27 protein-coding genes, 4 tRNA genes, 1 other RNA gene and 2 pseudogenes are annotated in these 25,935 nt (G+C 35.3%); 24 read left to right on the top strand and 10 right to left on the bottom strand.

The features are described from left to right. Positions 1-89: 89 nt before the first annotated feature. A complete protein-coding gene (locus tag N3D17_04015) occupies positions 90-638 on the bottom strand; it encodes a DUF1559 domain-containing protein (protein MCX8082542.1) in 549 nt (182 codons plus the stop codon). Continuing rightward, a pseudogene (locus tag N3D17_04010) lies at positions 624-710 on the bottom strand (prepilin-type N-terminal cleavage/methylation domain-containing protein). Before N3D17_04010 ends, N3D17_04015 begins: the two are co-directional and overlap by 15 nt. An 80-nt stretch (positions 711-790) precedes the next feature. Between N3D17_04010 and N3D17_04005 the strand changes: the two are divergent. Genes N3D17_04005 through N3D17_03995 form a run of 3 tightly spaced genes read left to right on the top strand, consistent with a single transcriptional unit; the run spans position 791 to position 4,823 of the window. Continuing rightward, complete coding sequence (locus N3D17_04005; protein MCX8082541.1) at positions 791-2,113, top strand: extracellular solute-binding protein; 1,323 nt, start codon at positions 791-793, stop codon at positions 2,111-2,113. Next, entirely contained in the window at positions 2,110-3,168 is a 1,059-nt protein-coding gene (locus N3D17_04000) for an ABC transporter ATP-binding protein (GenBank protein ID MCX8082540.1), read from the top strand. The genes N3D17_04005 and N3D17_04000 overlap by 4 nt, the downstream gene beginning before the upstream one ends. Beyond that, positions 3,165-4,823, top strand: a complete 1,659-nt coding sequence (locus tag N3D17_03995) for an iron ABC transporter permease (protein MCX8082539.1) — start codon at positions 3,165-3,167, stop codon at positions 4,821-4,823. Before N3D17_04000 ends, N3D17_03995 begins: the two co-directional genes overlap by 4 nt. On the opposite strand, the gene N3D17_03990 is transcribed toward N3D17_03995, so the two are convergent. Continuing rightward, on the bottom strand, positions 4,820-5,986 hold the full coding sequence (locus N3D17_03990) for a DUF2961 domain-containing protein (GenBank protein MCX8082538.1): 1,167 nt from the start codon (positions 5,984-5,986) through the stop codon (positions 4,820-4,822). The genes N3D17_03995 and N3D17_03990 overlap by 4 nt on opposite strands. A 138-nt stretch (positions 5,987-6,124) precedes the next feature. Here N3D17_03990 and N3D17_03985 point away from each other — a divergent pair. The 6 genes and pseudogenes from N3D17_03985 (at position 6,125) to N3D17_03960 (ending at position 10,066) form a co-directional block, all read left to right on the top strand. After that, positions 6,125-6,205: pseudogene (locus N3D17_03985) on the top strand (prepilin-type N-terminal cleavage/methylation domain-containing protein). Between the two features lie 156 nt (positions 6,206-6,361). After that, on the top strand, positions 6,362-6,805 hold the full coding sequence (locus N3D17_03980) for a hypothetical protein (protein ID MCX8082537.1): 444 nt from the start codon (positions 6,362-6,364) through the stop codon (positions 6,803-6,805). Between the two features lie 359 nt (positions 6,806-7,164). Beyond that, entirely contained in the window at positions 7,165-7,989 is an 825-nt protein-coding gene (locus N3D17_03975; GenBank protein MCX8082536.1) for a metal ABC transporter substrate-binding protein, read from the top strand. Then, on the top strand, positions 7,967-8,686 hold the full coding sequence (locus N3D17_03970; protein MCX8082535.1) for an ATP-binding cassette domain-containing protein: 720 nt from the start codon (positions 7,967-7,969) through the stop codon (positions 8,684-8,686). The genes N3D17_03975 and N3D17_03970 overlap by 23 nt, the downstream gene beginning before the upstream one ends. Further along, complete coding sequence (locus N3D17_03965) at positions 8,677-9,489, top strand: metal ABC transporter permease (GenBank protein ID MCX8082534.1); 813 nt, start codon at positions 8,677-8,679, stop codon at positions 9,487-9,489. Before N3D17_03970 ends, N3D17_03965 begins: the two co-directional genes overlap by 10 nt. After that, positions 9,479-10,066, top strand: coding sequence for a class I SAM-dependent methyltransferase (locus N3D17_03960; GenBank protein ID MCX8082533.1), 588 nt, complete (start codon positions 9,479-9,481; stop codon positions 10,064-10,066). Before N3D17_03965 ends, N3D17_03960 begins: the two co-directional genes overlap by 11 nt. Positions 10,067-10,070: 4 nt before the next feature. On the opposite strand, the gene N3D17_03955 is transcribed toward N3D17_03960, so the two are convergent. The 4 genes from N3D17_03955 to N3D17_03940 all read right to left on the bottom strand — a co-directional run bounded on the left by N3D17_03955 (position 10,071) and on the right by N3D17_03940 (position 11,146). After that, positions 10,071-10,142, bottom strand: a tRNA-Lys gene (locus tag N3D17_03955). 221 nt (positions 10,143-10,363) lie between these two features. Continuing rightward, positions 10,364-10,437: transfer RNA gene (locus N3D17_03950), tRNA-Arg, on the bottom strand. An 8-nt stretch (positions 10,438-10,445) separates the two neighbouring features. Next, positions 10,446-11,033: an orotate phosphoribosyltransferase gene (gene pyrE / locus N3D17_03945; GenBank protein ID MCX8082532.1), complete on the bottom strand. Its 588-nt coding sequence runs from the start codon at positions 11,031-11,033 to the stop codon at positions 10,446-10,448. A 40-nt stretch (positions 11,034-11,073) separates the two neighbouring features. Then, a tRNA-Arg gene (locus N3D17_03940) sits at positions 11,074-11,146 on the bottom strand. A gap of 184 nt (positions 11,147-11,330) precedes the next feature. Here N3D17_03940 and N3D17_03935 point away from each other — a divergent pair. Beyond that, entirely contained in the window at positions 11,331-11,525 is a 195-nt protein-coding gene (locus tag N3D17_03935) for a hypothetical protein (protein MCX8082531.1), read from the top strand. Further along, entirely contained in the window at positions 11,512-11,970 is a 459-nt protein-coding gene (locus N3D17_03930; protein MCX8082530.1) for a hypothetical protein, read from the top strand. Before N3D17_03935 ends, N3D17_03930 begins: the two co-directional genes overlap by 14 nt. A 16-nt stretch (positions 11,971-11,986) precedes the next feature. Here the strand turns inward: N3D17_03930 and N3D17_03925 are convergent. Together N3D17_03925 and N3D17_03920 are read right to left on the bottom strand one after the other, a co-directional pair. Further along, positions 11,987-12,057, bottom strand: a tRNA-Gly gene (locus tag N3D17_03925). A gap of 42 nt (positions 12,058-12,099) precedes the next feature. Then, positions 12,100-12,495, bottom strand: coding sequence for a hypothetical protein (locus tag N3D17_03920; protein ID MCX8082529.1), 396 nt, complete (start codon positions 12,493-12,495; stop codon positions 12,100-12,102). Between the two features lie 158 nt (positions 12,496-12,653). Between N3D17_03920 and groES the strand changes: the two genes are divergently transcribed. The 4 genes from groES to queF are packed head-to-tail and all read left to right on the top strand — an operon-like array spanning position 12,654 to position 15,331. Then, a complete protein-coding gene (gene groES, locus N3D17_03915; GenBank protein MCX8082528.1) occupies positions 12,654-12,947 on the top strand; it encodes a co-chaperone GroES in 294 nt (97 codons plus the stop codon). 15 nt (positions 12,948-12,962) lie between these two features. Beyond that, positions 12,963-14,585 carry a chaperonin GroEL gene (gene groL / locus N3D17_03910; GenBank protein ID MCX8082527.1) on the top strand — a complete coding sequence of 541 codons (1,623 nt, stop codon included), beginning with the start codon at positions 12,963-12,965 and terminating at the stop codon, positions 14,583-14,585. Between the two features lie 55 nt (positions 14,586-14,640). Then, entirely contained in the window at positions 14,641-14,913 is a 273-nt protein-coding gene (locus N3D17_03905) for an acylphosphatase (protein MCX8082526.1), read from the top strand. Position 14,914: 1 nt separating this feature from the next. Then, positions 14,915-15,331, top strand: a complete 417-nt coding sequence (gene queF / locus N3D17_03900; GenBank protein MCX8082525.1) for a preQ(1) synthase — start codon at positions 14,915-14,917, stop codon at positions 15,329-15,331. On the opposite strand, the gene N3D17_03895 is transcribed toward queF, so the two are convergent. Then, positions 15,320-18,064, bottom strand: coding sequence for a diguanylate cyclase (locus N3D17_03895; protein MCX8082524.1), 2,745 nt, complete (start codon positions 18,062-18,064; stop codon positions 15,320-15,322). The genes queF and N3D17_03895 overlap by 12 nt on opposite strands. Positions 18,065-18,238: 174 nt before the next feature. Here N3D17_03895 and N3D17_03890 point away from each other — a divergent pair, with 174 nt between their 5' ends. From N3D17_03890 to N3D17_03850, 9 genes are all read left to right on the top strand, one after another. Then, positions 18,239-18,940: a C4-type zinc ribbon domain-containing protein gene (locus tag N3D17_03890; GenBank protein ID MCX8082523.1), complete on the top strand. Its 702-nt coding sequence runs from the start codon at positions 18,239-18,241 to the stop codon at positions 18,938-18,940. Next, complete coding sequence (locus N3D17_03885) at positions 18,940-19,341, top strand: ribonuclease HI family protein (protein ID MCX8082522.1); 402 nt, start codon at positions 18,940-18,942, stop codon at positions 19,339-19,341. The genes N3D17_03890 and N3D17_03885 overlap by 1 nt, the downstream gene beginning before the upstream one ends. A gap of 38 nt (positions 19,342-19,379) precedes the next feature. Then, positions 19,380-19,722, top strand: an RNA gene (gene rnpB, locus N3D17_03880) — RNase P RNA component class A. A gap of 51 nt (positions 19,723-19,773) precedes the next feature. Continuing rightward, positions 19,774-20,982, top strand: coding sequence for an L-rhamnose isomerase (locus tag N3D17_03875; protein MCX8082521.1), 1,209 nt, complete (start codon positions 19,774-19,776; stop codon positions 20,980-20,982). An 86-nt stretch (positions 20,983-21,068) separates the two neighbouring features. Next, positions 21,069-21,509 (top strand): division/cell wall cluster transcriptional repressor MraZ, encoded by a 441-nt coding sequence (mraZ, locus tag N3D17_03870; GenBank protein ID MCX8082520.1) that lies wholly within the window; start codon positions 21,069-21,071, stop codon positions 21,507-21,509. A gap of 2 nt (positions 21,510-21,511) precedes the next feature. Next, complete coding sequence (rsmH, locus tag N3D17_03865; GenBank protein ID MCX8082519.1) at positions 21,512-22,375, top strand: 16S rRNA (cytosine(1402)-N(4))-methyltransferase RsmH; 864 nt, start codon at positions 21,512-21,514, stop codon at positions 22,373-22,375. Next, on the top strand, positions 22,372-22,698 hold the full coding sequence (locus tag N3D17_03860; GenBank protein MCX8082518.1) for a hypothetical protein: 327 nt from the start codon (positions 22,372-22,374) through the stop codon (positions 22,696-22,698). Before rsmH ends, N3D17_03860 begins: the two co-directional genes overlap by 4 nt. Continuing rightward, complete coding sequence (locus tag N3D17_03855) at positions 22,673-24,421, top strand: penicillin-binding protein 2 (GenBank protein ID MCX8082517.1); 1,749 nt, start codon at positions 22,673-22,675, stop codon at positions 24,419-24,421. The genes N3D17_03860 and N3D17_03855 overlap by 26 nt, the downstream gene beginning before the upstream one ends. After that, positions 24,418-25,911 carry a UDP-N-acetylmuramoyl-L-alanyl-D-glutamate--2,6-diaminopimelate ligase gene (locus N3D17_03850; protein MCX8082516.1) on the top strand — a complete coding sequence of 498 codons (1,494 nt, stop codon included), beginning with the start codon at positions 24,418-24,420 and terminating at the stop codon, positions 25,909-25,911. The genes N3D17_03855 and N3D17_03850 overlap by 4 nt, the downstream gene beginning before the upstream one ends. Positions 25,912-25,935 lie beyond the last annotated feature (24 nt).

The following is a 25,935-nucleotide window of genomic DNA, read 5'->3' as shown; positions in this document are numbered from 1 at the left end:
ATAAGGAAAATAAAGAGGAAAAAATTAGACTGATAATCTTTGTGAAATAATTAAAAGAACATCTACTCTATATATACTTTTCCTTTTAATTACCAACTGGCAGTTACCTGTTTTTCTAAAGTTCTTAACCTGGTACTATTACATCCCTCCACATGACCATCCAAAAATAAAGCATTTGCTATTCCATTATGACGTTTAGCCACGAGACATAGGTCACTAGAATTATAATAACTGTAAACAAATGCATTCATAATACCTGTTAAAGAATTCTTGGCTGAATCAAATATAATTCCGGCATTGCTCGGAGTTTTACTCATCCTTTTGACGCATGGATAACCCAACGGATGCCCTTCTCCCCAATCTAATAAATAACCATAGGTCTCACTATAATTGATAAACTTCCTTCTACCTGCTACACTTGGGCAAAGCAAACATTCTCGGTTAGAAAGGTATTGATAATTAACTAAGAACCATCCCCAATGATAACCCGCTACCGGGTCCGTGTCCTTGATGCGCGGTCCCCAGCCATCATAGTCATCACAATACATCAGATAAGCAACCCCAATCTGTTTTAAGTTACTTATACACTTTGCCGCTCTTGCCCTTTCCCTTGCCTGAGAAAGTGCAGGTAGCAACATTGCTGCTAAAATCGCAATGATTGCCACCACTACAAGCAACTCTATCAAAGTAAATCCTTTTATCCCTTTCATCTTCTTTCCCTCCTTTCTTATTTTCTTATGTCATAAATTTTAAACTTTGTCAAGTATGTTTTTGTAAGAGAGAAGATACCATGTATAATAAATACATTATGAAGTATCTTTTATTTTTCCTATCATTCCTGATGGTAACCTTCGGGACTGCTGATGAAAAACTTATTATTATCTCTCCACACTGGGAAGGTGTACGGATTGAAGTTGAAAGAGCATTCAATAACTGGTATGTTAAGAATTATGGAGAAAAGGTAGAGATAGAATGGATTGACCAGGGTGGAACATCTGATGACTTGAAGTTCGTAGAGTCCCTTTTTAAGAAAAACCCTGAAGGTATAGGTATTGACCTGTTCTTTGGAGGTGGAATAAATCCATATCTTACACTTAAAGAGAAAGGATTATTACAACCATATAAAGTGCATCCAGAAATTTTAAGAGACATACCTACCCGCTGTGCAGGAATACCTAACTACGATAAGAACTTCTACTGGTATGGAGTTGTTTTAAGTGGATTTGGTATCCTTTATAACAAAAAGGTTTTAGATTATCTTTCCCTTCCCTATCCTTCCTCCTGGGAATCTCTCACAGATAAAAGATACTATAGTTGGGTGGGAAATGGGGACCCGAGACACAGTGGAAGTTTGCATATGATGTATGAGATAATCCTTCAGGCGTATGGATGGCAAAAAGGATGGGAAATCATCTTCGCTATTGCAGGCAATACCAAAACATTTACAGCGAGTGCCTCTTCTGTTGCGAAAAATACTTCACTCGGAGAAGTGGCTGCTTCTCTCTGTATTGACTCCTATGCTCTCGCTCAGATAGAAACCAATGGTTCTGAAAATATGGGGTTTGTCCTTCCTGAAAACCTCACTGTAATAAACCCTGACGGTATAGGAATTTTGAAAGGCGCTCCTAATCTTAAAGTGGCACAACGACTTATTGATTATCTTCTTTCTTATGAAGGACAACTCTTATGGATGTTGAAGAAAGGAACCACAGGAGGACCTGTGACATACTCTTTAAACAGGTTCAGCATAAGACCTGATATATACGAGAACCCTGCTGTAAAAAATACAGGTATTTTTAATCCATATACACTTAAAGGTACTCTTAAATATGACTTTGCCCTTGCATCAAAAAGATGGAACCTTTTAAATGATATGCTCGGAGCATTTGTAATAGACCAGCATACAGTATTAACAAAGATATGGAGTATAATAAAGGATGATGAAGCACTGAAAAAATTATTTTTTGAAATTCCTGTGGAGGAAAAAGACCAGAAATTTCTATGGGAAAACTGGAACAATCCTGTATTCCGTAATCAATATATAAATGAATGGATGAAATTTTCAAGGGAGAAGTTCAAAACAATAAAACAGCAGATAGAATTGAAAAAATGACAAAGATTGAAATTAAAGGTATTTCAAAAAAGTTAGGAAATTTAGAGGTAATTAAAGAGGTCTCTTTCTCTGTAGAAGAAAATGAGATATTCTTCCTTCTCGGTCCTTCTGGCTGTGGCAAGACAACACTTTTAAGGATTATAGCGGGATTTATCCCCCCTGATTCAGGTAAGATATTCCTTAACGGAAAAGATATTACAGGACTCCCGCCTTCAAAAAGGAATATTGGTATTGTCTTTCAAAATTATGCGCTATGGCCACACCTTTCTGTATGGAAGAATATCTCTTACGGACTTGAGGTAAAAAGATACCCTTACAGAATAATACAAGAGAAGGTCCAGAGAATCCTTGAGATAACCAAACTTGTCCCTTTCAAAGATTACTACCCTACAAAACTTTCAGGAGGACAGCAACAACGAGTGGCACTCGCGAGAGCAATTATAAATGAACCAGAGGTATTGCTCCTTGATGAACCTTTAAGCAACCTTGATGCAAAACTGAAAGATGAGATGAGAACAGAAATCCAGAGAATACAAAAGGAAACAGGTATTACAATGATTTATGTCACACATGATAGAAAAGAAGCAGTATCTACAGGGACAAAGATTGCTGTAATGAATGAAGGGAAAATTGTAGAGATTGGTTCTCCAATAGAATTATATTTTCAACCCAAGAATAGGTTTACAGCAGAATTTTTAGGTGAAATAAATATAATCAGAGGGAAGGTTGAAAGGGTTATAGATAATTATACAGAAGTAATAACTGATGAAGGTAAATTCTCTGTAGATAAAATATTGCCTGTAGGGAAGGATATAGAGATTGGATTCAGACCTGAAAATGCAAAAATAAGTTCGTCTGAAAGTAATAATATAATAACAGGTAATGTAAAAGATATTGAATACTCTGGAGAGACAGCAAAAATAAAAGTAAAAACGAAAAAAGGGAACAACCTCTTTTTAAGGGTACTCTCATCAGAGATTAAAAATATAAAAAAAGATTGTGAGATTACTTTTTCTATCGCTCCTGATAACATTATCATTTTTTCTGAACAATGAGGATAAAACTTATTTATACATTATGTCTGGTATTTCTCAGTTATTTTATTCTGTATCCTCTCATATATATATCTATCAACAGTTTTGCCCTTGAAGGTAAGATAAGTTTTAAGATATTTACAACCGCATTAGAAAATTATGTAATAATGCATTCTCTTCTTAACAGTTTCATCCTCAGTATAGCAGTGGTGATTTCTACATCTATTATAGGTGTTCCTCTTGCCTTCTTATTTGTCAGATATAATTTCCCTGGCAAAAGTTTTTTAAGGGCTTTATGCTTTTTGCCACTTATAGCAAGTCCCTTTGTAGGTGCAATTGGTATGACACAGGTTCTTTCAAGGTTTGGTAGTTTAAATATATTTCTTATGAAACTCGGAATATTACATCATCCTATCTCTTGGCTGGGGTCTGGACTTTTAGGGATATTTATCCTTGAAACCCTGCACCTTTATCCCATAATGTTTCTGAATACCTCTGTTGCACTTAACAATTTTGATATTTCTGTAGAAGAGGCATCCTACAATCTCGGTGCCTCTTTCTTTCAGACATTCAGGAAAATAACATTCCCTTTAATTCTTCCTGGATATTTTGCTGCCTCATCTATAATTTTCATCTGGACACTTACAGACCTCGGAACACCACTTGTCTTTGAATACAGAGAACTACTTGCAGTCCAGATATTTAATTCACTTAAAGATATAAACCTTAATCCACAGGGATATGTGTTGGTGTTTATTGTTATAGTAATTACTCTTCTTCTCTTTGGATTAACCAAAAGATATATTACAAGACACCCCTACACAACAGAAAGAACAGCAACTTCTATAGAGAAAAAACTTTCAGGTAAGCAATTACTTTTTGTGTATATCATACTTTTACTTCTGCTCGGGGCAGGTCTGCTTCCCCATATAAGCATCATTTTAACCTCTCTCTCAAAAAAGTGGTTCTTTACTGTATTCCCATCAGAATTTACAGGAGAGTTTTACCATACGGTTTTTACCCATCATCTTACCAGAACAGGGATATTTAATAGTTTATTTTTAAGTGGGATAAGTACTTTTTTAGATGTAATACTGGGTTTTACTATTGGATTTTTACTTGCCAGAACGAAGATAAAAGGAAAAAATCTCCTTGACTTTCTTACTATGCTACCTTTAGCAATCCCTGGAATAGTAATGTCTTTCGGATATTTTACGATATTTACTGGAACAGTTCTTGACCCGAGGAACAACCCTTATCTCCTTCTTGTAGTAAGTTATAGTATCAGACGGCTACCATATATCGTAAGAAGTGTATACTCATCATTCCAGCAGTTAGGGAATTCAGTTGAAGAAGCATCTTACTCACTTGGAGCAACTACATTTACAACATTTAGAAGAATTACATTTCCACTTATAAGTCCAGGACTTTTTGCAGGAGCAATCCTTACCTTCGCCTTCTCAGTGATGGAAGTAAGCAGCAGTATCATACTTGCCATTAAAGAACAACACTACCCTATCGCCAAAGTGATATATACACTTGCTGGAAGGATTACAGATGGACCATATGTTGCATCTGCACTTGGAGTTATTGGAATGATTATTGTAGGACTTTCATACTATATATCATCCCGTCTTGTCGCAAAAAGAATTGGAGAATTTTTCCGTATCGGTTAACCCTTCTTTTTTCGTTTCATCTTCTCCATCTCCGGAGTAATTATAAGTTTTCTACCTCTGGTATGTAATGAATTTTTATTGTTAAACTCAAGAATCACAGGAAGCCGCTTTTCCACTGGCAGTACATCAAAACTTTTATGGGGTTCTATCTGATACCAGTAGGCAGTTGATGAATAGTCATTGGCTGTATGGTTTCCATGTCCATGTTCTATTGTTACCTTTATGGACTTTTTAAAGTGGACTGGATTGGTAAGGTGAAAAACATAGGATGTCTGATATCCACCACACATCTTCCCATCATACAGTCCGTGCCCTGATACTGTCTTTTCTTCAAAGATAGATGAACCATTAAAAAGAAAGGCATTGTCCTGCATACCCCACGCCTGATTAAAATAGTCCTCACTACCGGTTCCATGCAGGTCAGGAGGCCACTTATATCCATCCACCCATATCATATCATCTCCTTCACCCCACCATGTCCCATGAAAATTCGTTACAGAAAGATTACAGCCGATATAGTGTCCTCTTCCTTCTGCTTCAAGAATCACATAATTGTTGTTATAAGCAATCTTTTCTTTATTTACAATATCTGCTTCTGGTGTATTTACCCGTATCTCAGGACCCCATCCAGGTGTAGGATTTTCCCTTTTCCATTGAGCATGTAAATATCCAACATCCTCTCCAAACTGTTCCTTATAAAGTTCATAGTCAATATAAAAGTACTGATTATACGGGTTTTTACCCTCATTGACAAGTTCTACCTTCACATTTTTCCTGAATGGCATCTGAAGATAGCAGTTTAAGGCACAGCCAGCACCAAATGTATAGGGTGAGTTGGTAGAAGCAGTGAAAGGTAAACTACAGAAAGAATTAACGAGAGAGTGTCCCAAACAGAAAAAATCACCAAGAGGTACATTGATACTCGGATTCTTTTCTCCATCCCAGTAGATTTTTAGAAGAACTTCTCTATAAAGATATGTTCCCCCTCCCTGTGTCATCCATATATGTGTAATACATCCAGGACCATCTATCTCTGCAAGTATTTTTCTTTCCCCAGGTTCAATCCTCCATGAATCCTGATTTCTACCATTTACATCATAACTTGATATTCTTTTTGTTATCGCATTCTTCATCTTATACAGTTCTTTTAATATCCCTGCCATCTTTCCTCCCTTTGTTTTTTATATATTTTATAAAGTTTTATTATCCTTTACAAAAATTTTACTTGACAAGTAGTAGCACGAATGTTAAAATTGTAGCACCAAATAAACAAAGGAGGTAAGATGGAAAGATGTCTTATTGTGAAGAAGGGCTTTACTCTTATAGAGCTGCTTGTCGTGGTGGCAATCATTGCCATCCTGGCAGGTATGCTCCTTCCAGCACTCAGCCAGGCAAGAGAAAAGGCGCGTGGGGTGGTCTGTATGACCAATCTGAAACAGGTGGGATTTGCATTTGAAATGTACAAGATGGACTGGGATACGAGATATCCTGCAAATCCTGGCTGGAAAACAAACCTGTGGAGTTATGTCTCTGCTGATATGAGAAACAAGATATGCTACTGCCCCAGCAGACATGGAAAAACCATATCTTACAGTAACTGGTTCTATGGGCAGGGATATAATATCGGCTCTGGTGCAATCCCTGGTTTTGTAGGAAGAAAAGAAGGACAGATAAGAAATATCTCAAATAAAATAGTTGTAGTGGAATGGGGAAGACCTTCTGATGGTCAAGGGGGATGTAATGCAGGACCACCATACAGTGATTTAAGTGGAACTTTAAGTCCTTCTGGCATTCTCGGGGGTGGTGCAACATCCTACTGGACTGTATGCAGGATTCATTCAGGGGGAAGCAATGTACTTTTTGGTGATGGTAGTGTAAAATGGATGAGACCTGAGGAATACCACAGTAATGCAGATGGAACAGGCACAGTAGGAACTGTTATAGCACCTGACTGGAGAAAATACTGGGACACATCATATTAAAATATATATTAATATTAAGCAACGTGTGAGAGAAAAAAAGACAGTTCCTCCCCATACGAGGGGGGAGGATGATAGGTAGGGGTGGAAGGTAGTATTCCTTCTCCCTATGGGGGGAGAAGGAAAGGATGAGGGAGAAAAGAGTAGCAAAGGTCTCACCCTCCCCTTAATCCCCTCCCCTCTGAGGGAGGGGAGAATTAACAAAGATAGCACCCCTCTCCCCTCAAGGGAGAGGGAGTAAAGCAAATCCTCCCCATATGAGGGGGGAGGATATAGGTGGGGGTGGAAAGTGAAACGACGGTTTCACCCTCACCCTGCCCATCTCCCATCAAGGAAGAGGGATGAAGAAAGGGGAAAATAAAATGAAGATAAGAAGATGTTTTTTAACATATATACTCCTTCTTTTATTATATATAAGTAATTTGTTTGCCCAGGAGATTATTACAACTACAAGTGTTCTTTCTTCTGCTGTAAAAGAGATTGTAAAGGGTAAATTAAAAGTGGAAAATCTTGTCCCATCCGGATATTGCCCTGGACACTCTGATATAAAGGTTAAACACCTTGCAGAGATAGAAAAAAGTGGACTCCTTTTTGCACATGGATTTGAACCATATCTTGACCAGATAAAAAACTCAATTAAAAAAGAAGGTTTCTCTCCTATTATTATAAAAACAGAGGGAACCTGCTTCTCTCTGGAAAACCAAAAAAAGATATATAATGAACTTACAAAAATTCTATCTGAGAAATTTCCACAGTACAAGGATTTTTTTGAAACCAATTCTAAAAAAACTCTTTTAGAGATAGAAGAAACAGATAAAAAGATAAAAAATATAATAAAGAAGAAGCAGGTTGCAGGCATATCCGTCATATGCAACGGATATATTAAAAATATGCTTGAATACCTCGGATTAGAGGTCATAGCAACATATGGCAGAAAAGAAGACCTTTCTCCTTCACAGATAAAAAAACTTATAGAAATTGGTAGAAAAGAAAAAGTATCTCTCGTAATTGACAACCTGCAGGCAGGTCCTGATACAGGGAAGGGAATAGCAGAGGAACTAAGAATACCCCATATTACAATATCAAACTTTCCTGAAGCACTTCCTGATACCCCGACTCTTAGAGACACATTATATGTAAATACTCAAAGGATAATAGAGGCATATGAGAAAAATAAAATTAGATAATATATCAGTGGGATATTTAACAGAAACAGTAATTAGAGACCTATCTCTTGAAATAGAAGAGGGTGAATTTGTTGGTATATTTGGACCTAATGGTGCGGGAAAAACAACACTCCTTTGTGCTATAAATGGACTTGCCAGAATAAAGAAAGGGAAGGTTTATATAAACAATACAGAGTTTAATATCTTTAATGAAAACAGATTTAGAAGAATTATTGGTTATGTTCCTCAACACTTTGATATTGACCTTAAAATCCCTGTACTTGCAGAAGAGGTTGTATTTATGGGATGTTATGGAAAGATTGGACTTTTAAAATACCCTGAAAAAAAAGAAAAAAAACTCGCAGATGAGATAGCAGACCTGCTTGAGATAAACTATCTACTCAAAAAGCCATTCGGACAACTTTCAGGAGGAGAGAAAAAAAGAGTTCTTATAGCAAGGTCTCTTATGAAAGAACCAGAGATTCTTCTTCTTGACGAGATATTTGCATGGCTGGATGTGAAGATGATGGAAAAAGTAGTTGACATAATCAGCATGATTCATAAGGAAAGAAAACTTACAACATTTTTTGTATCCCACGATATAGAAATGATAGAAAAACTCTGTTCAAGGGTAATATGGATGGAAGAAGGAAAAGTGATTTTTGATGGTGGAAGAGAAGGATTTTTGAAAAATATAAAAACAAAAAAATGGAATTGATAGGATTTACATTCTTTCAGAGGGCCCTTATCTCGGCATTCCTTGCAGGTATTGCCTGTGGTATAGTAGGTGTTTGGATAGTAACGATGAGAATTTCTTTTATAGGGGTTGCCATCTCACACTCTGCTTTTGCTGGGGCACTTTTAGGACTTGTTTTAGGTAAACCAGTCATTCCTTTCGCATTTTCTTTCAGTTTCCTCGCGTGTGCTGTTCTTGGACCTCTTTCTGATAAAGGGCAATTACATCCTGATACCTCCATAGGGATAATATTTTCTTCAACATTAGGACTTGCTTTCCTATTTATGGGAATTTTACCCGAAGCAAAAAGTCAGGCACTAAATCTTTTATGGGGAAGTATTCTTACTGTAAATTCAAAAGATATCTGTCTTCTTGTTATTACAGTTGTAATACTCATAATCCTCACTTCTCTTTTTTTCAAGGAAATCCAGTCAGTTATATTTAACAGAGAACTGGCAAAGGCAAGTGGAATACCTGCTACTATATTCTTTTATATACTATTATTTCTTACAGGGATGACAATAAGTACAACACTTAAATCAGTTGGAGGACTTCTTGTATTTGCACTTGTAGTAAACCCTTCTGCTTCCGCCTACCAGATAACATATTCTTTGAAAAAGATGTATATCCTTTCTTCAATTTTTGGAATTTTATCTGGATGGGGCGGACTTTTTCTTTCAACACGTTTTAATATTCCAGCAGGGGCATCTATAGTGATTATATCAACATTTATATTTATAATATCTGTTCTACTTTCTCCAAAAAGGATAAGAAATGATAACTAAAAAAGAATTTTTCAATAACCTTGCGGACAGGTGGGATGAAGAGGATATTGTAAGTAATGAAAAATACAGAAGAATTATCTCTGAAGCAGATATTAGAAAAGGGCAGAATATATTAGATGTGGGGACCGGAACAGGAATTCTCATCCCTTATATCCTTGAGAAAGAAAAGGAAGTAAATGTCTATGCCATTGACTTTGCAGAAAGGATGATAGAGAAATTAAGAGCGAAAAATTTTCCTCCAAATGTAAAACCATATGTAATGGATATCAGAAAGACATCCTTTGAAAATGAATTTTTTGATAGAATTATTGTAAACTCCTGTTATCCACACTTTGAAGAAAAACCATCTGTTTTAAGGGAGATATATCGGATATTGAAGACAGGAGGACTTTTCATTATCTCTCATCCAACCGGAAGAAAATTTATAAATGAATTACATCAAAGGGCACATCCCATTATAAAAGAGGATGTTATAAAAAACATACCTACACTGATAAACTTCATTGAACCCTTTGGATTTAAATTCATAAAAGGTATTGATGAGGATGGATTTTTCTTAATAACATTCACAAAATAAAAAATAGGCCGTGGAGGACTTGAACCTCCAACCTTGGCATTAAGAGTGCCCTGCTCTGCCATTGAGCTAACGGCCCATATAGGTCTATATTATACTTATTTTTATAAAAAATACAAAAACATAAAGGATATCCTATACCTTTCCTTTTACTCCTATCTGTCATACCATTTTGAAAAATCAATTTTAAAGTTTGCAGGATTATTTTTACTATATATATGAGAATACACTCTGAAAATAGATAACAACCACTTTCTGTAATAGCAAAGGTAATAAATGAAATATCCATCGGATAAAGTGTGCGCTTGGTGAGATTTGAACTCACAACCTCTGGCTCCGGAGGCCAACGCTCTATCCAGTTGAGCTACAAGCGCATAATATATTATTTGGAAGAAAGTAAACTGCTGAAATCAACATCATCTTTTGTAAAGATTGATTGGAGGGGAATATTTTTCTCTGCAAGTGATTCCTTTGCTCCTTCAAGACGGTCTACTATGGCAATAACTTTCTTAACAACTGCTCCTGCCTCTTCAACTGCTTTGATTGCCTTTAAGGCAGAACCACCTGTAGTAACAACATCTTCAACTATGACTACAGACCAACCCTTCTGGATATGCCCTTCTATAAGTTTTCCCATCCCATGGTCTTTAGGAGCAGTTCTTACTATAAATGCCTTGATAGGTCTGCCTTCAATATAACTTAAAACAGCAACACCTGCTGAAATAGGGTCTGCCCCCATTGTCATACCACCTATTGCATCTATCTTTTCATTTTCTATCATTGAAAGGATAATTTTTGACACAAGGTAGATTCCCTCAGGGTCACATGTAATCAGTTTTCCATCAATATAACAATTACTCATTTTACCGGATGCAAGTTTCCTCGGACCTAAAAAAAGCGCTCTTTCTTTTATAAGATTTAAAAGCCGAACCTTCATTTCTCCTAAACTTTTTTCTTTCTGGCAGGTCATAATATAATCTCCTTTTTGATTTATTTACAAAGATTGGTAGTGCGCCTGGCCTGACTCGAACAGGCAGCCCTCTGCTTAGAAGGCAGATGCTCTATCCATTGAGCTACAGGCGCTTTTTATATTCTTCTCTTATTTTAACTTTTGAAACATCAGCCGTCAATATAAAATTTGACAAAATATCATGAATACATAAAATACTATGTATCTTTAAGAAGGGATTGTTATTTAAAAAACAGGAATAATTTTTTTGCCTCATGGAAATCTACAGTACTCACAGTTGCATCCTGAAAAGAGGGCATGGGTAGCAAGAGAATCATACAATTTGAAAAGGCAAATGAATGTGTCTATGAGATTATGCAAAAATATGGACTTGAAAATATGAAAAGTATTTATTCTACTTTACTGATTAAAACCCGTATATCAGCAATCCGTCAGGAATTGATGTCAATGGACTATTTTGGAGAGAAAAAAGGACTAAATGGAGAAAAATAATCTTTTGTGGAGGAATATAAAGATATCGGGCATTATCTCTTTCATCACCCCTTTCTTACTATTAATAGTGGGAGTTATACTTCATAAAAATGGTTTTACAGGAATAGTTGAAAATTATGAGGAAGGACCGGCAAAATTTATCCAGTATGTTCTTTTTGCTACAGGAGCCGGCATATTTTTCTTCTGTGATGGAATATCTGATTTCTTCAGTAAACGGTTATCTTCAGCAGTGAAAGATACTACCCATTTCTATCTTCTTTATGTGCTCTTTACTATATGGCTATTAAATATCATTTCCATAACAGGTTTTATGGGCTTCCTTATCTGTGGGAATATCTCATGGATGGTTGTTTTTATTATATTAAACCTTTCCATTGGGATAAGATATCTTCCTTCTCAAAGAAGGATGCAGAAATTGATAGCTACATTAAAAAATAAAAACTGAATTTTATCCATCAAAGAGCGGGATACGGGATTCGAACCCGCGCTCCGAGCTTGGGAAGCTCGTACTCTACCCCTGAGTTAATCCCGCATACAAAAAATTTTACCTTCTGGTTATATCCGTGTCAACCAACTAATCCCTCTTATTGAACTTTTGTAATTCATCTATGATACCTGATGAACCTCTTTCAAACTCTCCTATCATTTCTCTCGGAACACTCCTTATTTCCTTTACACCATAAAGATAGAGTGTCCCATCAGTATTGTTCTCTGAAATATACTTCACTGCTTCTTTTCTGGAATCAAAAAGCCGTTCTTTCCTTTCCTCAACAGACATCTTCATAAGTTCGTACTCATCAATCTCTCTTATAGAAGCATACAGTAAACTCCCAAATACCAGTCCCTTTATCAATAACAATTCCTCAACTGTTTCTTCTCCAACACTAATTCCTGTATTTACTGCTTCTTCAGGGGAAAAACACAGATATCTTTTCGGACGCACCCTGTATCTTTTCGTTTCTTTTTCCATAATAGCCCCCTTTTTTATATTTTATATCAATCTTCAAAATAATTCTATATCTCTTGACAGTTTTTATTTAAAAGGTATAATTTATATTTTGAAAAGCCAAAAAAAACCACAAAAATTACCAATTTATTTAATTTAACAAGGAGGGATGTATGGGAAAGATGAAGTTAAGACCGCTCGGCGACAGGATAGTAGTTGAACCACTTGAGGCAGAAGAAAAGACCAAAGGAGGTATTATTCTTCCTGACACAGCAAAAGAAAAACCACAGGAAGGAAAGGTTGTAGCGGTCGGTAAAGGAAAAACCGACGAAAGCGGGAAATTAATCCCGATGGAAGTGAAGGTCGGAGATAAAGTTCTGTATGGTAAATATGCCGGGACAGAGATAACTATTGAAGGCAAGGAATATATGATCTTGAGAGAAGAGGATGTCCTTGCTGTTATTGAAGACAAATAAAAACGGAGGTGTAATATGGCAAAACAGATAGTTCTTGGAGAGGAAGCAAGAAGGAAGTTATTAGAAGGAATGAGTATAATGGCAGATACTTTAAGACCAACACTAGGTCCTAAAGGAAGATGTGCTGTACTGGAAAAGAAATTTGGTTCTCCAACAGTTATAAATGATGGTGTAACCATAGCAAAAGAGATAGAGATAGAAGACCCCATGACAAATTTAGGTGCACAACTACTCAGGGAAGTGGCTTCAAAAACCAACGATGTTGCAGGTGATGGAACTACAACTGCATCAATACTTGCCCTCGCTATAGCAAAAGAGGGATTTAAAAATGTTGCTGCTGGTGCAAATCCAGTACATCTAAGAAGAGGTATTGAAAAAGCAGTAAAAGCAGTGGTAGAGCGGTTAAAGTCAATGAGCAAGACCATTAAAGATAAGAATGAAATACAGCAGGTTGCAACTATTGCTGCTGCTAATGATGTTGAGATAGGTAAGATTATAGCAGAAGCAATGGATAAGGTTGGTAAAGAAGGTGTAATCACTGTAGAAGAAGCAAAAGGAACAGAGACAGAACTGAAAGTTGTAGAGGGAATGCAGTTTGACCGTGGTTATCTCTCTCCATATTTCATAACAGACCCAGAAAGAATGGAATGTGTGTTAAATGATGCTTATATTCTAATCCATGACAAGAAGATTTCAGCAGTTAAGGATATTTTACCTTTACTGGAAAAGGTTGCTCAGTCAGGAAGGCCACTCCTTATTATTGCGGAAGAAGTGGAAGGAGAAGCACTTGCAACACTGGTCGTTAATAAGATAAGAGGAACTTTCTCCTGCTGTGCTGTGAAAGCACCTGGATTTGGAGATAGAAGAAAAGCAATGTTAGAAGACATTGCTATCCTGACAGGTGGACAGGCAATAATGGAAGAACTTGGTCTAAAATTAGAAAATGTTGACTTAAGTATGCTCGGAAAAGCAAAAAGGATTATAGTGGACAAGGAAAATACAACAATAGTTGAAGGTGCTGGGTCTGCGAGTAAAATACAGGGAAGGATAAATCAGATAAGAAGCGAAATTGAAAAGACCACATCTGACTATGACAGAGAGAAATTACAGGAGCGACTTGCTAAACTGTCAGGTGGAGTTGCTGTTATTAACGTAGGTGCTCCTACCGAAACAGATATGAAAGAAAGGAAAGCAAGAGTTGAAGATGCTTTAAGTGCAACGAGAGCTGCTGTAGAAGAAGGTATAGTTCCTGGTGGTGGAGTTGCACTTCTGAGGTGTCAGGAAGAAATAGACAAACTGAAAATCAGTGATCAGGATGAAAAAACAGGGGCAAAAATAATAAAGCAGGCACTTGAAGTTCCTATCAGACAGCTCGCTTCAAACTCTGGTTTTGATGGAGCAGTAATTGCCCAGAAAGTAAAAGAGTCAAAAGAAGACACCTTCGGATTCAACGCAGAAAAAGATGAGTTTGAAGACCTGGTGAAGGCAGGGATTGTTGACCCAACAAAGGTTGTAAGAACAGCCCTTGAAAATGCAGCCAGTATGGCAGCACTTCTCCTTACTACAGAATCACTTGTAACAGAAATACCGGAGAAGAAGGAAAAAACACCTACTCCACCTCCTTACCCTGAATATTAATTAAATACATAAAAATAGACCCCGCTTTATCTACGGCGGGGTCTATTTCTTTTAAATGAAACGACTTCATATTATAATAGATGGCAAGGTACAGGGAGTTGGGTTTAGATTCTATACGAAGGATATTGCTACAAAAACAGGTGTAACTGGATGGGTAAAAAATCTTTCTAACGGAAAGGTTGAAATAGTAGCAGAGGGTAGCAAAGAAGAAATACAAACATTTCTGAAAAAACTGAAGGAAGGATATTTAGGCAGGAATATAACAAATATAGAAGAAATAGAAAAAGCATATACAGGAACATTCAGTTCTTTTGAAATAACATTTTAAAATGAAAAAGATAAAAAGTGAATATAAAAAATTTGAAAAAGCAGGACTTGATGTAAAACTCCCTGATATTGAATGTTTCAGAAACCAATTTAATAAATATACAATAACCATCATCATTCCTGAATATACCTCGCTATGTCCTAAAACAGGACAACCAGATTTTGGAACTCTTACAATTGAGTATGAACCGGATAAACTGGTATTAGAACTGAAGTCATTAAAGACATATATTCAAAGTTTCAGAAATTTAGGTATATTTTATGAGAATGCTGTAAACCGGATTAAACAGGATATTATAAAAGCATGCAAACCCAATTGGTTAAAAATTAAAGGAGAATTTAATCCACGTGGCGGTATAAAATCAATAATAGAGTCAACCTATATCAGAAAATCATCCTTGAAAAAATTATCTATTTAGATTTCCTTTTACAATTGCTTTATGTTTATACATCTTTTCTTCTGCTTCATTCAACACCGTCATTAAATCTTTTTCTATGTTCTCTTTAGTAGAACAACCTATTGCTATTGATATCTTTTCTCCTTTCACATAAATCTCTTTACAATTTTCAATTATCCGATTACATATACTTATAACTGTATTTACATCTGTCTGGGGTAGAAATATAACGAATTCATCTCCTCCCCAGCGGGCAACAATATCTTCTTTCCTACAGGAGATTTTTAAAATATCGGCTACCTTTTTTAACATTTCATCACCTGCTATATGTCCATATGTATCATTCATCTTTTTTAGATTATTGAGGTCCACCATTATCATACTTAAAGGCAACTGTCTCTCGGTATCCAGCCGTTCCATCTCTTCTTCTAAATATGCTCGGTTATAAAGACCTGTAAGCGTGTCATGAATGCTTAGATACCAGATTCTATCTTCCGCTTTCAGTTTCATAATAAGTGCTGTAATCTGTCCTGCAATAACTTTTAGAAGTGTATGACAGGTCTCACCCCACTCTTTTTTTCTGTTCACTGTATCAAATCCCATAAATCCTATTGTTCTATTCTCCCATACCAGTGGGATAGCCAGCATACCAGTTACTCCTTCTCTTTTAAGTTCATTTCTTTCTACTTCAGTCATATCTTTATCTATAACTACATCTTTTATATCCGGTATTTCAATAATTAAGTTATTCCATAGATACTTTTTTAAAGTGGGGAACATATCTACTGGAATCTGTTGAAAGAAAGGCATCTGTGACTTTACACCTTCTCTGCACCATTCATATACTAATGAAACAGTAGTACTATCCTCAGATAGTAAGTTTATATATGCCCTATCCACATCTACAAACTCCCCCAACATCTTTAATACTAAAGTAATACGATATTGTGCGTCCGTATGTGTTATTTTAAATAACATAGAAGATATTTCTGCTACAAATTTTTCAAACTGTATCTGCCTCCTTAAATCCTCTGTTCTGAGAAATACTTCTCTTTCTAAAACAATCTGTTTTGTGGTTAAATAATAGATAACCAGAGACATAATCAATGTCAGTAACAATCCTGCAGTTAATATGACTGACCAATTATTTAAAGCATCTGTGTCTAATAGATTTTCTCCTGAAATCTTCAAAAAATATACCTTTCCGAAGAAAAATAAAGGAAGTGAAATATGGAACCTGTTATTTTTATCTGTTTTCCCTTTTCGTCTATAATCAACAGAAAATATATGCTCCTTATTTATATTATCCATTGAAAGATGATAAACATCAATTCCTATATTATCAGTTATTAATTCCATACCTGAAGAAATAGCAGAACTTAATCTTACTTCCGTTACAATAAGTCCTTCCTGTTTGTGAGATGCAACCTTGCTAAAAATCAATATACTTCCATACCCTGGGAAAACAGGAGAAATAATAGGGACAGTGGAAGTAGGAAGCCCGGTAGACAAAGTTTCCTTAATCGCATTATATGCTTCAGGAATAGAACTTATATCAAATCCAATAGATAATACCTCTCTGTTATTATTAGATACAAGATAATCTATAGGATAATACACATCTTTTTTTACATTTATTTTTTTATTATCATTTGTTATCTGGAAAATATTATAGTTATTTATACCGCTGGATTTTTGTTTTATTATATGCTTCTGAATGTCATCGGCAGGTACAATGGAGACAAATCCTATGGAAGATATAAAATTATCTGTCTCCATCAAAGCAATACAAAATCTCTCAAACTCATCCTTACTTACATATTCACTTGAAGCAAAAAAATTGTTTATTACATATATTCTTTCTCTTACCTTTACAAAATTTACCTTTATATGAGATGCAACAACTCTTCCTAATCTGAAAAACTCATCTGTCTTAATATTTATTTCATTAATGTAAACATTATAGGCAATCAGGAGAGTTAAAATTAAACCTATACATAAAGTAATACCTGACTCTACAAACCTCATCTTCCATTTCTTCGCCGTAGTCATCCTCTGCCTCTGCCATAAAAGAAATGTTCCTGTATAAACTATCAAAAGTAAAGCCCAGCATACAATAAGTGGAACCTTTTTAACAGCAGATAATCTATCCTTCCAGATATTTACTTCAGTATCAATACCTACTACCATAAGAACATCCTGTGTAAGTGGGTCTATAAAAGGGACAAAGGCAGATATAAAACTTCCATATTCATCTGTATAAGGACCTACTGTTATAGGTATTTTATCTATAAATACTTTTTCAATCTCTGCTGGTGCTTTTTCATATTTCGTCCCTGGAGGAGAAGCAAGAGGGTCATCAGGTTCATATCCTTCAGGACCAAAATAAAATCCATCTGGCTTCATCTTTATTGTATATACCTTACCAAAACCAATCTCTTTAAATTTGGCTATACATACCAGTTGGTTATGCAATCTTCTATACTCTGGAAGGTTAATATCAGAAGGAGTGAAGGTAAGTTTTCTTACCCTTTCAGGATTAAGCATAACAACCACATCTTTCGCTTTATCTATAAGTTCTTTCCTTACACGTTCATCCTCCCTGGAAACAAATAGATTCAAAAGATAACTTGTAGAACTGATTATAATAATTGTGAGGATTATAGGTATTATAAAATATAAAAGACGTCCTGAAAGTATATTTCTCGGAATTATCTTCTTTACTATTGAAGAAATATCATCTCTTTTCTTCATACGTTTATTATAATATATTATAAGTAAAGACAAAAGGATGGAAAGTACAGGAAAGGACTCATCCTCACCATCCTACTCTCCCCTCAAAGAAAAGGGAAATGATTTAAAGAGTTATTTTTATATTTCCGTACGAATTATTGACATATTTTTTTATATAGGGTATTATTTTTCCCTATGTTAAAAGATGATATAGAAAAACTGATTTGTCTCCAGGAAATAGATAATGAAATTCTTGCATATAGAAAAGTCATAGATAAATTCCCTGAATGGAAACACCAGATGGAAAAGTCCATTGAAAATACATCTCAGGATATCTCTTTGATTAAGAAAGAACTGAAGAAGATACAGGTGGAACGGAAAGAGAGAGAACTTGAACTGGAAAGTATTGAAAATGGAATTAAAAAACTACAGAAACAGATGGATGAAGTAAAAACAAATAAAGAATATACTTCTCTGCTTGCAGAAATAGAAAATCAAAAGAAAAAGAAAATAGAGATAGAAGATAGCATTCTTCTTCTTATGGAAAAAGAAGACCAGATAAATAGAAAATTGAATACGTTTTCTAAGAAATCTGAAGAAGAAAAAAAGGAGATTGAAGAAAAAATAGTTGAAGAAGCGAAAAAAGTAGAGGAGATAAAGAAAAAATTAGAAGAGACATTATCAGAAAGGACAAAGGTTGTATCAGAAATAAATAAAGATATATATGAGATTTATGAAAGAATAAGAGCAGGGAAAAAAGATGGTATTGCTATATGTAAACTGGAAGGACAGAGCTGTAGGGGATGTTCAATGTTTGTTCCTGTCTATGTGGTTGAAAAAGTTAAGGCAAAAAAAGAAATTGTTCACTGTGAAAACTGTAGCAGAATACTCTACTAATGAAAGAAATCACTGCATATATTGATGGTGCTTCAAAAGGGAATCCAGGAAAAGCATCAATAGGAATTGTTATATATTCAGAAGGTGTACTTTTGAAAAAAATTAGCGCAAGTATAGGAGAAGCTACTAACAATATAGCTGAATATACTGCACTTATAACAGCCCTTATAGAATGCCTCCAATATAAGCCAGAAAAACTGGAGATACGAAGTGATAGCCAGATTCTCATAAGACAGATGCAGGGTAGTTATAGAGTAAGAGATAAATATCTTCAGAAATTATACTTTATAGCAACCCATCTTATTGCGCTATATAATAATGTTTCATTCATCCATATTCCGCGAGAAGAAAACAAAGAGGCAGATAAGGTTGCACAAAATTCTCTCCAGGATAATATCTGACGTTTCTGATTTTGTGTTTTAAGTTTATAATATTACTATGGGGTAGTCGGGCGGTCGCTCTGACTTTCAGGGAGGAAAGTCCGGACTCCTGCAGGGAGGATGGCTCCTAACAGGAGCAGTCAGAAATGACTGGAAAGTGCCACAGAAATCATACCACCTTCCCTACATTACAGGAAGGTAAGGGTGAAATGGTGAGGTAAGAGCTCACCCGCTGGTAGGTAACTACGAGTGGAAAGGTAAACCCCATCCGGAGCAAGGTCAAGCAGAACCAATGGGTCCCTGCCCTAAAAGGTTCGGGTTGACTGCATGAACCTGAGGGTGACCTCAGGTCAAGATGAATGACCGCTTAAACAGAATCCGGCTTACGAACTACCCCATAAATCAATCAGGAGTTTTAAAAATTCTGTAAATTTCTATATAAAGGAGCAAATAATGGATAGCAAATGGATAGAAAATGGACTGAAAAATTTAAAGGAAGAGTTCGGGGAGAGAAAGATAAATAAAGCCGTTGAGATGATTAAGAAGTTTGAAGTAGAAATACCCAGCTGGGCACTTGGACCATTTGGAGGCGGTAGATTTGGAAACTATACACCTCCAGGTTATGCAAAAAGTATTGAGCAGAAGATTGATGACGGTGCATTTATCCATTCTCTCACGGGTAGTACTCCATACATATCCACACACATCTTATGGGATTTTTCTGAAGATGGAATTGAAGGAGATTATGAGATAGCCGTCAGGGTTAAAAAAATATGTGAAGAGAGGGGAATGAAATTAGGAACTATTAACCCAACATATTTTCTTACCGGCTCTGAAAAAGGAAGTTTTACTTCTCCTTCAGAATCTGTAAGAAAAAGATATATAGAACAGACAATATTAGCAGGAAAGATAGCAAAAGAACTCGGTAATGGTATAATAAATTTATGGTTTCCTGATGGTTCTTTATATCCCGGTCAGATAGACCTTTCTACCGCTTATATAAGAATGAAGGAATCTCTACTTGAAAGTTATAAAAAAATTTCAAAGGATGTACATATACTTATTGAATATAAGGTTTTTGAACCAGGAACATATAGCACAACAATACCTGATTGGGGAACATCATTTCTCTTAGCAAGTTCATTAGGAAAAAATGTAGGTGTTCTTATTGATTTAGGACACCATCACCATGGAACTAATATAGAACAGATAGTCGCAATACTCATTACTGAAAACATCAAATGTGGTTTCCACTTCAATACAAGATATGTAGCAGATGATGACCATGCAGTAGAACCCAATCCACAGGTAGCAAGGATTTTCTATGAACTTGTTAAGGGAGATGTTGTAATTGGAAATAAGAAATGGGCATATATGATAGACCAGGCAAGTGGAAGAGAAAACAGAATACACGCACTGCTGCATTCAATAGATTCACTTCAAATCTCACTTGCAAAGGCAGCCATAGTAGATAGTGAAAAAATAGCAAACCTGATGGAAAAAGATGAAATTATCCTTGCTAACAGGCTATTTAATAATGCTCTCCTCAATGCAGATGTCCGACCTATTGTTGCACAGGCACGGATAGAAAAGGGACTTCCGGTAGACCCTGTAAAGGCATATATTGAAAGTGGATATCAGAAAAAAATAGAAAGAAGATAGTATCTACCTTTTTTTAAAAACACACTGCAAAAATTCTACTTGACAAAAAAAACTTTTGGGTATTTAATATAGCAGAAAGGAACAAAATGGTATATTTTGGTGAATTCAGGGGAAAGGTAGATAAACAGGGAAGAATTGTTATTCCATCAAAGATGAGAAATCTGCTCTCAGTTAAAAAAAATGGAGCAGTTTATATAACCAAAGGACTGGAAAACTGTCTCTTCATTTTTTCTGAACAGATGTGGGAGAACCAGAGCACAAAACTAAAAGACCTTCCCTTTACAAAGGGAGACCCGAGAACCTTCACCCGCCTTTTCTTTTCGGGTGCCTTTCAATCCCATATTGATAAACAGGGAAGGGTTCTTATCCCATCCAATCTACTTACCTATGCGGGGATAAAAGAAAGTGTAGTAATAATAGGTGCGGGTACAAGGGTTGAGATATGGGATGAAAAGAGGTGGGATAATTATTACGAAGAATCATTAAAGGTCTATGAGGATATTTCAGAAAAATTAATGGAATTATAAAAATGGTAGAACATTATCCGGTAATGAAAGAGTATGTGTTGAAATACCTTAATCTTAAAGATGGGGGTATATATATAGACGCAACCTGTGGATACGGAGGACATAGCAGATATATTCTTGAAACAAATAAAGATATAATTCTTTATGGACTGGATAAAGATGAAGATGCTATAAAACACATATCCATGGCACTTGCTGATTTTAAAAACTTCAAGGCAATACACTCTGGATATGAAAATATGGATATAGTACTCGGAAAAGAAAATGTGGAAAAAGTAGATGGAATATTGATGGACCTCGGTTTTTCAACAAATCAGATAAAAGATGGAGAAAGAGGATTCAGTTTTCAGGTAGATGGTCCTCTGGATATGAGATATGATAGAAAAACACCTTTAACAGCAAAAGAGATAATTAACAGATGGAACAAAAAAGAAATTTTATGGATTTTTGAAAATTATGGAGAAATTAATAAAGCAGGGAAAATTGTTGAGGCGATTATTGAACAGAGGAAAAAGAAACAATTTGAAACAACAAGAGAACTTGCTGATTTTATAGCAAGATATTATAAAAAAGTTGGTAAAATCCATCCAGCAACGAAGTTCTTTATGGCTTTAAGAATTGCAGTTAATAATGAGATAGAGATATTAAAAGAAGGGTTGAAGAAAGCAGTAATGTTTTTGAAAACGAACGGTCGGCTCGTTGTAATTTCTTTTCATTCTCTTGAAGATAGAACTGTAAAACATTTTTTTCGGAATAATAAACAATTAAAGGTTCTGACAAAAAAACCTGTACTACCTGCATTAGAAGAGATAGCAGTTAATCCCAGGAGTAGAAGTGCAAAAATGAGGGTAAGTGAGAAAATATGAAAACTCGTAGAAAACCATTGCCAACAGTAGCAGTTATTATGGGGCTTATGTGGATATTTCTATGCCTTTATGTACTTTTATCCTGTAAAATTATTGCTATTGGATACAGAATGGAAGAAATAAAAAGAAAGTATGAAGAGTTAAATATGATAAATAAAAATTATAATGCAGAAATTCTAAAATTATCTTCTCCTGAAAATCTTCTGATGATAGTAAGAAACGCCGGTATTGAACTAATCAATCCTTCTGAATGGTGTTATGTAGATATAATGATAAAAGATATAAAAGGGAACAATAATGATACTGCTGAAGCAGGAATTTAATAAAAAAAACGTTTTAAATAAAAGGTTGTCCTTTATACAGATATTATTTGGTATTATGTTTACCGTTGTTTTATGTTTTCTTGTAAAAATCCAGATTATCAACCCTCCGGAAGAAACAACAGGTACATATGAGAAGGTAGAAATTCCTGTTCCGAGAGGTACAATATACGACAGAAATGGAAAAATTCTTGCTATGAGTGTTCCCTATTATTCCTTATATATTGATTCATGGAAAGTAAACCATCAAAAAAAGAAAAATCCATCTTATCCTGAAGAGTTAAAGAAAGAACTTATTGATATACTAAAAATATCTAAAACAGAGATAGAAAAAAAACTACAGAATAGATATCCTCTCATTAAAAAAGAACTTTCTGTGGAGGAATACAAAACACTTTCGGGAAAAAACCTACCCGGTATTGTTTTCCTCCCTTCATATAAAAGGACTTATCCAAATGGAACACTTGCCTGTCATGTACTGGGATTCGCAGGAGGAAACTACGGTAATGGTCTTGAAGGTGTAGAACTCTATTACGACAATATACTCAAAGGAGAAAAAGGCATATCATTGATATTAAAAGACGGAACAGGAGACCTTATCTATTCGGTTGAAAAGAAAATATCTCCTTCAAAACCTGGTAAGGATATCTATCTTACAATAGACAGTAATCTTCAGTATATCGTAGAGGAAGAGATTGAAAACGTATATCATAAATATAACGCTGCAAGTGTATCTGCAATAGTGATTGATTATGATACAGGAGAAATCCTTGCCCTTGCGAATATACCAAAATATGACCCTAATAGACCAGACAAATTTCCTCTGTCAAACTTAAGAAATAGAGCTGTTACTGACCTTTTTGAACCCGGTTCAACATTTAAGATAGTGACTGCTGCATCAGCAATTGAAGAAAAAATTATATCTCCTGATGATGTTATAAACTGTGAAAATGGTAAGTGGTTTGTAAGAAACCATTATCTTAGAGATGTACATAAATATGGGAGATTAACAGTAAGTGAAATAATAGAAAAATCAAGTAATATCGGAACAGTAAAGATAGCAATGAAATTAGGAGAAAAAAAACTTTATGAGTACTGTAAGAAATTTGGATTTGGCGTACCTACAGGGGTTGACCTGCCGGGAGAGATAAGTGGTATATTGAGACCTCTCAATGCATGGTCAAGTTATTCAATTACTGCTGTTCCTATAGGACAGGAAGTGGGAATCAATGCATTACAGGGGATTACAGCAATGGCAGTGATTGCAAATGGTGGTTATTTAATCCAGCCACATGTCCTTAAAGGATTTAAAGCGGATAATCCTGAAACACTTATACTATGGAAGGGGAAGGAAAAACAACAGATTCTTTCCAGTGCTACCTGTGAAACTCTTACAAAGATACTTCAGGAAGTAACAGGACCAGAAGGGACTGCTCCACTTGCAAATATACCTGGTTACAATATCAGTGGTAAAACAGGTACAGCTCAAAAAATTGTAAATGGATATTATTCAAAGGACAGGTTTGTTTCTTCTTTTGTAGGTTTCCTTCAGCACAAAGATGCAAAAATGCTGGTTTTAGTAAAAGTTGATGAACCAAAACCAGTATATTATGGGGGGTTGGTTGCTGCACCTGCATTTAAAAATATAATGTGGAGGTCATTACAGTATCTTAATATTCCACCTGAATTACTTGAAGAAGAACATAAATTGGTGATGAAAAAATGAAGTTGAAAGACATTATTAAAAATTTAGATTACAAACGGTTATATAATCTGAATAACCCTGAAGTGAATGGTATCGCGTATGATTCTCGTAAAGTAAAAGAGAAATTCATATTTGTTGCTTTAAAAGGTACCACTTTTGATGGTCATCATTTTATAAACGACGCTATATCCAGAGGGGCTAAAATAATCGTTGTAAGTAAAAAAAGTCCTGTTTTACCATCAGATGTAGGAGAAATTGTTGTTGAAGATACAAGAGAAGCCCTGCATACTATCGCAGCAGAGTTTTATGGACATCCTTCTAAAAAATTAAGAGTTGTTGGAATAACAGGAACTAATGGAAAGACCACAACCTCATTTATTATCAAACACATACTTGAAAAATCAGGAAATAAATGTGGACTTATAGGAACTATATCATATCAGATAGGTGAAAGGGCCATCAGTTCTGTCAATACAACCCCTGAGTCACTTGATATCCAGAAACTTTTCTATGACATGGTAGAGGCAGGTTGTAACTGGGCTGTAATGGAAGTATCTTCCCATGGTATAGCACAGGGGAGGATTTCTAAAATAAATTTTGATACAGGGATATTTACAAACATTGCCTCCCATGAACATCTTGACTATCATAAAAGTTTTAGAAACTATCTAAATGCAAAACTGAAATTTTTTAATTATTATTTAAAAGAAAGTGAAAAAGAAAGAAAGGTAGGGATTGTAAATAATGACGATAAATGTGCAGGTTATTTTATAAAATGTCTGAAAAAAAATGGAATAGAATGTATAACCTATGGCAGGAAGAAATCCGATATACAGATTGTAGATTATGCAATGAAAAAGGATGGGAACTATCTTATAGTGGAAACAAAAGGGACAAGAATTGAATTCTATACAAATCTAAAAGGACTGGGTAATATATACAATAGTTTAGCAGGAATTTCTTTCGGTATTTCTGAAGGGATACCAATAGATATTTTGAAAGAAGCACTTGCATCTATAACATATGTATCTGGAAGGTTTGAATCAGTTGATGAAGGACAAAACTTTGATGTTATAGTTGACTATGCCCATACACACCATGCCCTTTCTAACCTGTTACATTCTGTTAAAGAACTCCATCCTAAAAGAATTATACTTGTCTTCGGATGTGGTGGTGACAGAGATAAAACCAAGAGACCTCTTATGGGAAATATCGCTGTAAAGATGGCTGATATTGTATTTATTACATCTGATAATCCACGTTCTGAAGACCCACAGGATATTATAGATGATATAGAAAAAGGTATTCCTTTCTATCTAAGGAAGAAATATGTAGCAATTATAGACAGAAAACAGGCGATAAAAGAAGCAATCTCCATTGCCAGAGAAAATGATTGTGTGGTTATCGCAGGTAAGGGACATGAAACATTTCAGATATTGAAAAATACCGTTGTTCCATTTGATGACAGAGAAGAAGCGAGAAAAGCTATAAGAGAGAGATTAAAAAGTTAAATTGAAAAATTTGTAGATTAACGT

This window comes from bacterium (genome assembly GCA_026414725.1).
Lineage (GTDB): Bacteria > Ratteibacteria > UBA8468 > B48-G9 > JAFGKM01 > JAAYXZ01.
Note: the sequence above shows the minus strand (reverse complement) of the source record. Positions and strands in the feature narration are given on the sequence as shown.

What these genes read in the sequence shown, in the direction of transcription:
- N3D17_03855 (MCX8082517.1), top strand. Translation starts at nt 22,673, where the DNA reads ATGATACTGCTGAAGCAGGAATTTAATAAAAAAAACGTTTTAAATAAA.
- N3D17_03905 (MCX8082526.1), top strand. Translation starts at nt 14,641, where the DNA reads ATGAAACGACTTCATATTATAATAGATGGCAAGGTACAGGGAGTTGGG.
- N3D17_04015 (MCX8082542.1), bottom strand. Translation starts at nt 638, where the DNA reads ATGTTGCTACCTGCACTTTCTCAGGCAAGGGAAAGGGCAAGAGCGGCA.
- N3D17_03990 (MCX8082538.1), bottom strand. Translation starts at nt 5,986, where the DNA reads ATGGCAGGGATATTAAAAGAACTGTATAAGATGAAGAATGCGATAACA.
- N3D17_03980 (MCX8082537.1), top strand. Translation starts at nt 6,362, where the DNA reads ATGAGAAACAAGATATGCTACTGCCCCAGCAGACATGGAAAAACCATA.
- queF (MCX8082525.1), top strand. Translation starts at nt 14,915, where the DNA reads ATGAAAAAGATAAAAAGTGAATATAAAAAATTTGAAAAAGCAGGACTT.
- N3D17_03860 (MCX8082518.1), top strand. Translation starts at nt 22,372, where the DNA reads ATGAAAACTCGTAGAAAACCATTGCCAACAGTAGCAGTTATTATGGGG.
- groES (MCX8082528.1), top strand. Translation starts at nt 12,654, where the DNA reads ATGAAGTTAAGACCGCTCGGCGACAGGATAGTAGTTGAACCACTTGAG.
- N3D17_03895 (MCX8082524.1), bottom strand. Translation starts at nt 18,064, where the DNA reads ATGAAGAAAAGAGATGATATTTCTTCAATAGTAAAGAAGATAATTCCG.
- N3D17_03890 (MCX8082523.1), top strand. Translation starts at nt 18,239, where the DNA reads ATGTTAAAAGATGATATAGAAAAACTGATTTGTCTCCAGGAAATAGAT.
- rsmH (MCX8082519.1), top strand. Translation starts at nt 21,512, where the DNA reads ATGGTAGAACATTATCCGGTAATGAAAGAGTATGTGTTGAAATACCTT.
- N3D17_04000 (MCX8082540.1), top strand. Translation starts at nt 2,110, where the DNA reads ATGACAAAGATTGAAATTAAAGGTATTTCAAAAAAGTTAGGAAATTTA.
- N3D17_03995 (MCX8082539.1), top strand. Translation starts at nt 3,165, where the DNA reads ATGAGGATAAAACTTATTTATACATTATGTCTGGTATTTCTCAGTTAT.
- N3D17_03970 (MCX8082535.1), top strand. Translation starts at nt 7,967, where the DNA reads ATGAGAAAAATAAAATTAGATAATATATCAGTGGGATATTTAACAGAA.
- groL (MCX8082527.1), top strand. Translation starts at nt 12,963, where the DNA reads ATGGCAAAACAGATAGTTCTTGGAGAGGAAGCAAGAAGGAAGTTATTA.
- mraZ (MCX8082520.1), top strand. Translation starts at nt 21,069, where the DNA reads ATGGTATATTTTGGTGAATTCAGGGGAAAGGTAGATAAACAGGGAAGA.
- N3D17_03965 (MCX8082534.1), top strand. Translation starts at nt 8,677, where the DNA reads ATGGAATTGATAGGATTTACATTCTTTCAGAGGGCCCTTATCTCGGCA.
- N3D17_03850 (MCX8082516.1), top strand. Translation starts at nt 24,418, where the DNA reads ATGAAGTTGAAAGACATTATTAAAAATTTAGATTACAAACGGTTATAT.
- N3D17_03960 (MCX8082533.1), top strand. Translation starts at nt 9,479, where the DNA reads ATGATAACTAAAAAAGAATTTTTCAATAACCTTGCGGACAGGTGGGAT.
- N3D17_03920 (MCX8082529.1), bottom strand. Translation starts at nt 12,495, where the DNA reads ATGGAAAAAGAAACGAAAAGATACAGGGTGCGTCCGAAAAGATATCTG.
- N3D17_03875 (MCX8082521.1), top strand. Translation starts at nt 19,774, where the DNA reads ATGGATAGCAAATGGATAGAAAATGGACTGAAAAATTTAAAGGAAGAG.
- N3D17_03930 (MCX8082530.1), top strand. Translation starts at nt 11,512, where the DNA reads ATGGAGAAAAATAATCTTTTGTGGAGGAATATAAAGATATCGGGCATT.
- N3D17_03975 (MCX8082536.1), top strand. Translation starts at nt 7,165, where the DNA reads ATGAAGATAAGAAGATGTTTTTTAACATATATACTCCTTCTTTTATTA.
- N3D17_04005 (MCX8082541.1), top strand. Translation starts at nt 791, where the DNA reads ATGTATAATAAATACATTATGAAGTATCTTTTATTTTTCCTATCATTC.
- N3D17_03885 (MCX8082522.1), top strand. Translation starts at nt 18,940, where the DNA reads ATGAAAGAAATCACTGCATATATTGATGGTGCTTCAAAAGGGAATCCA.
- N3D17_03935 (MCX8082531.1), top strand. Translation starts at nt 11,331, where the DNA reads ATGGGTAGCAAGAGAATCATACAATTTGAAAAGGCAAATGAATGTGTC.
- pyrE (MCX8082532.1), bottom strand. Translation starts at nt 11,033, where the DNA reads ATGACCTGCCAGAAAGAAAAAAGTTTAGGAGAAATGAAGGTTCGGCTT.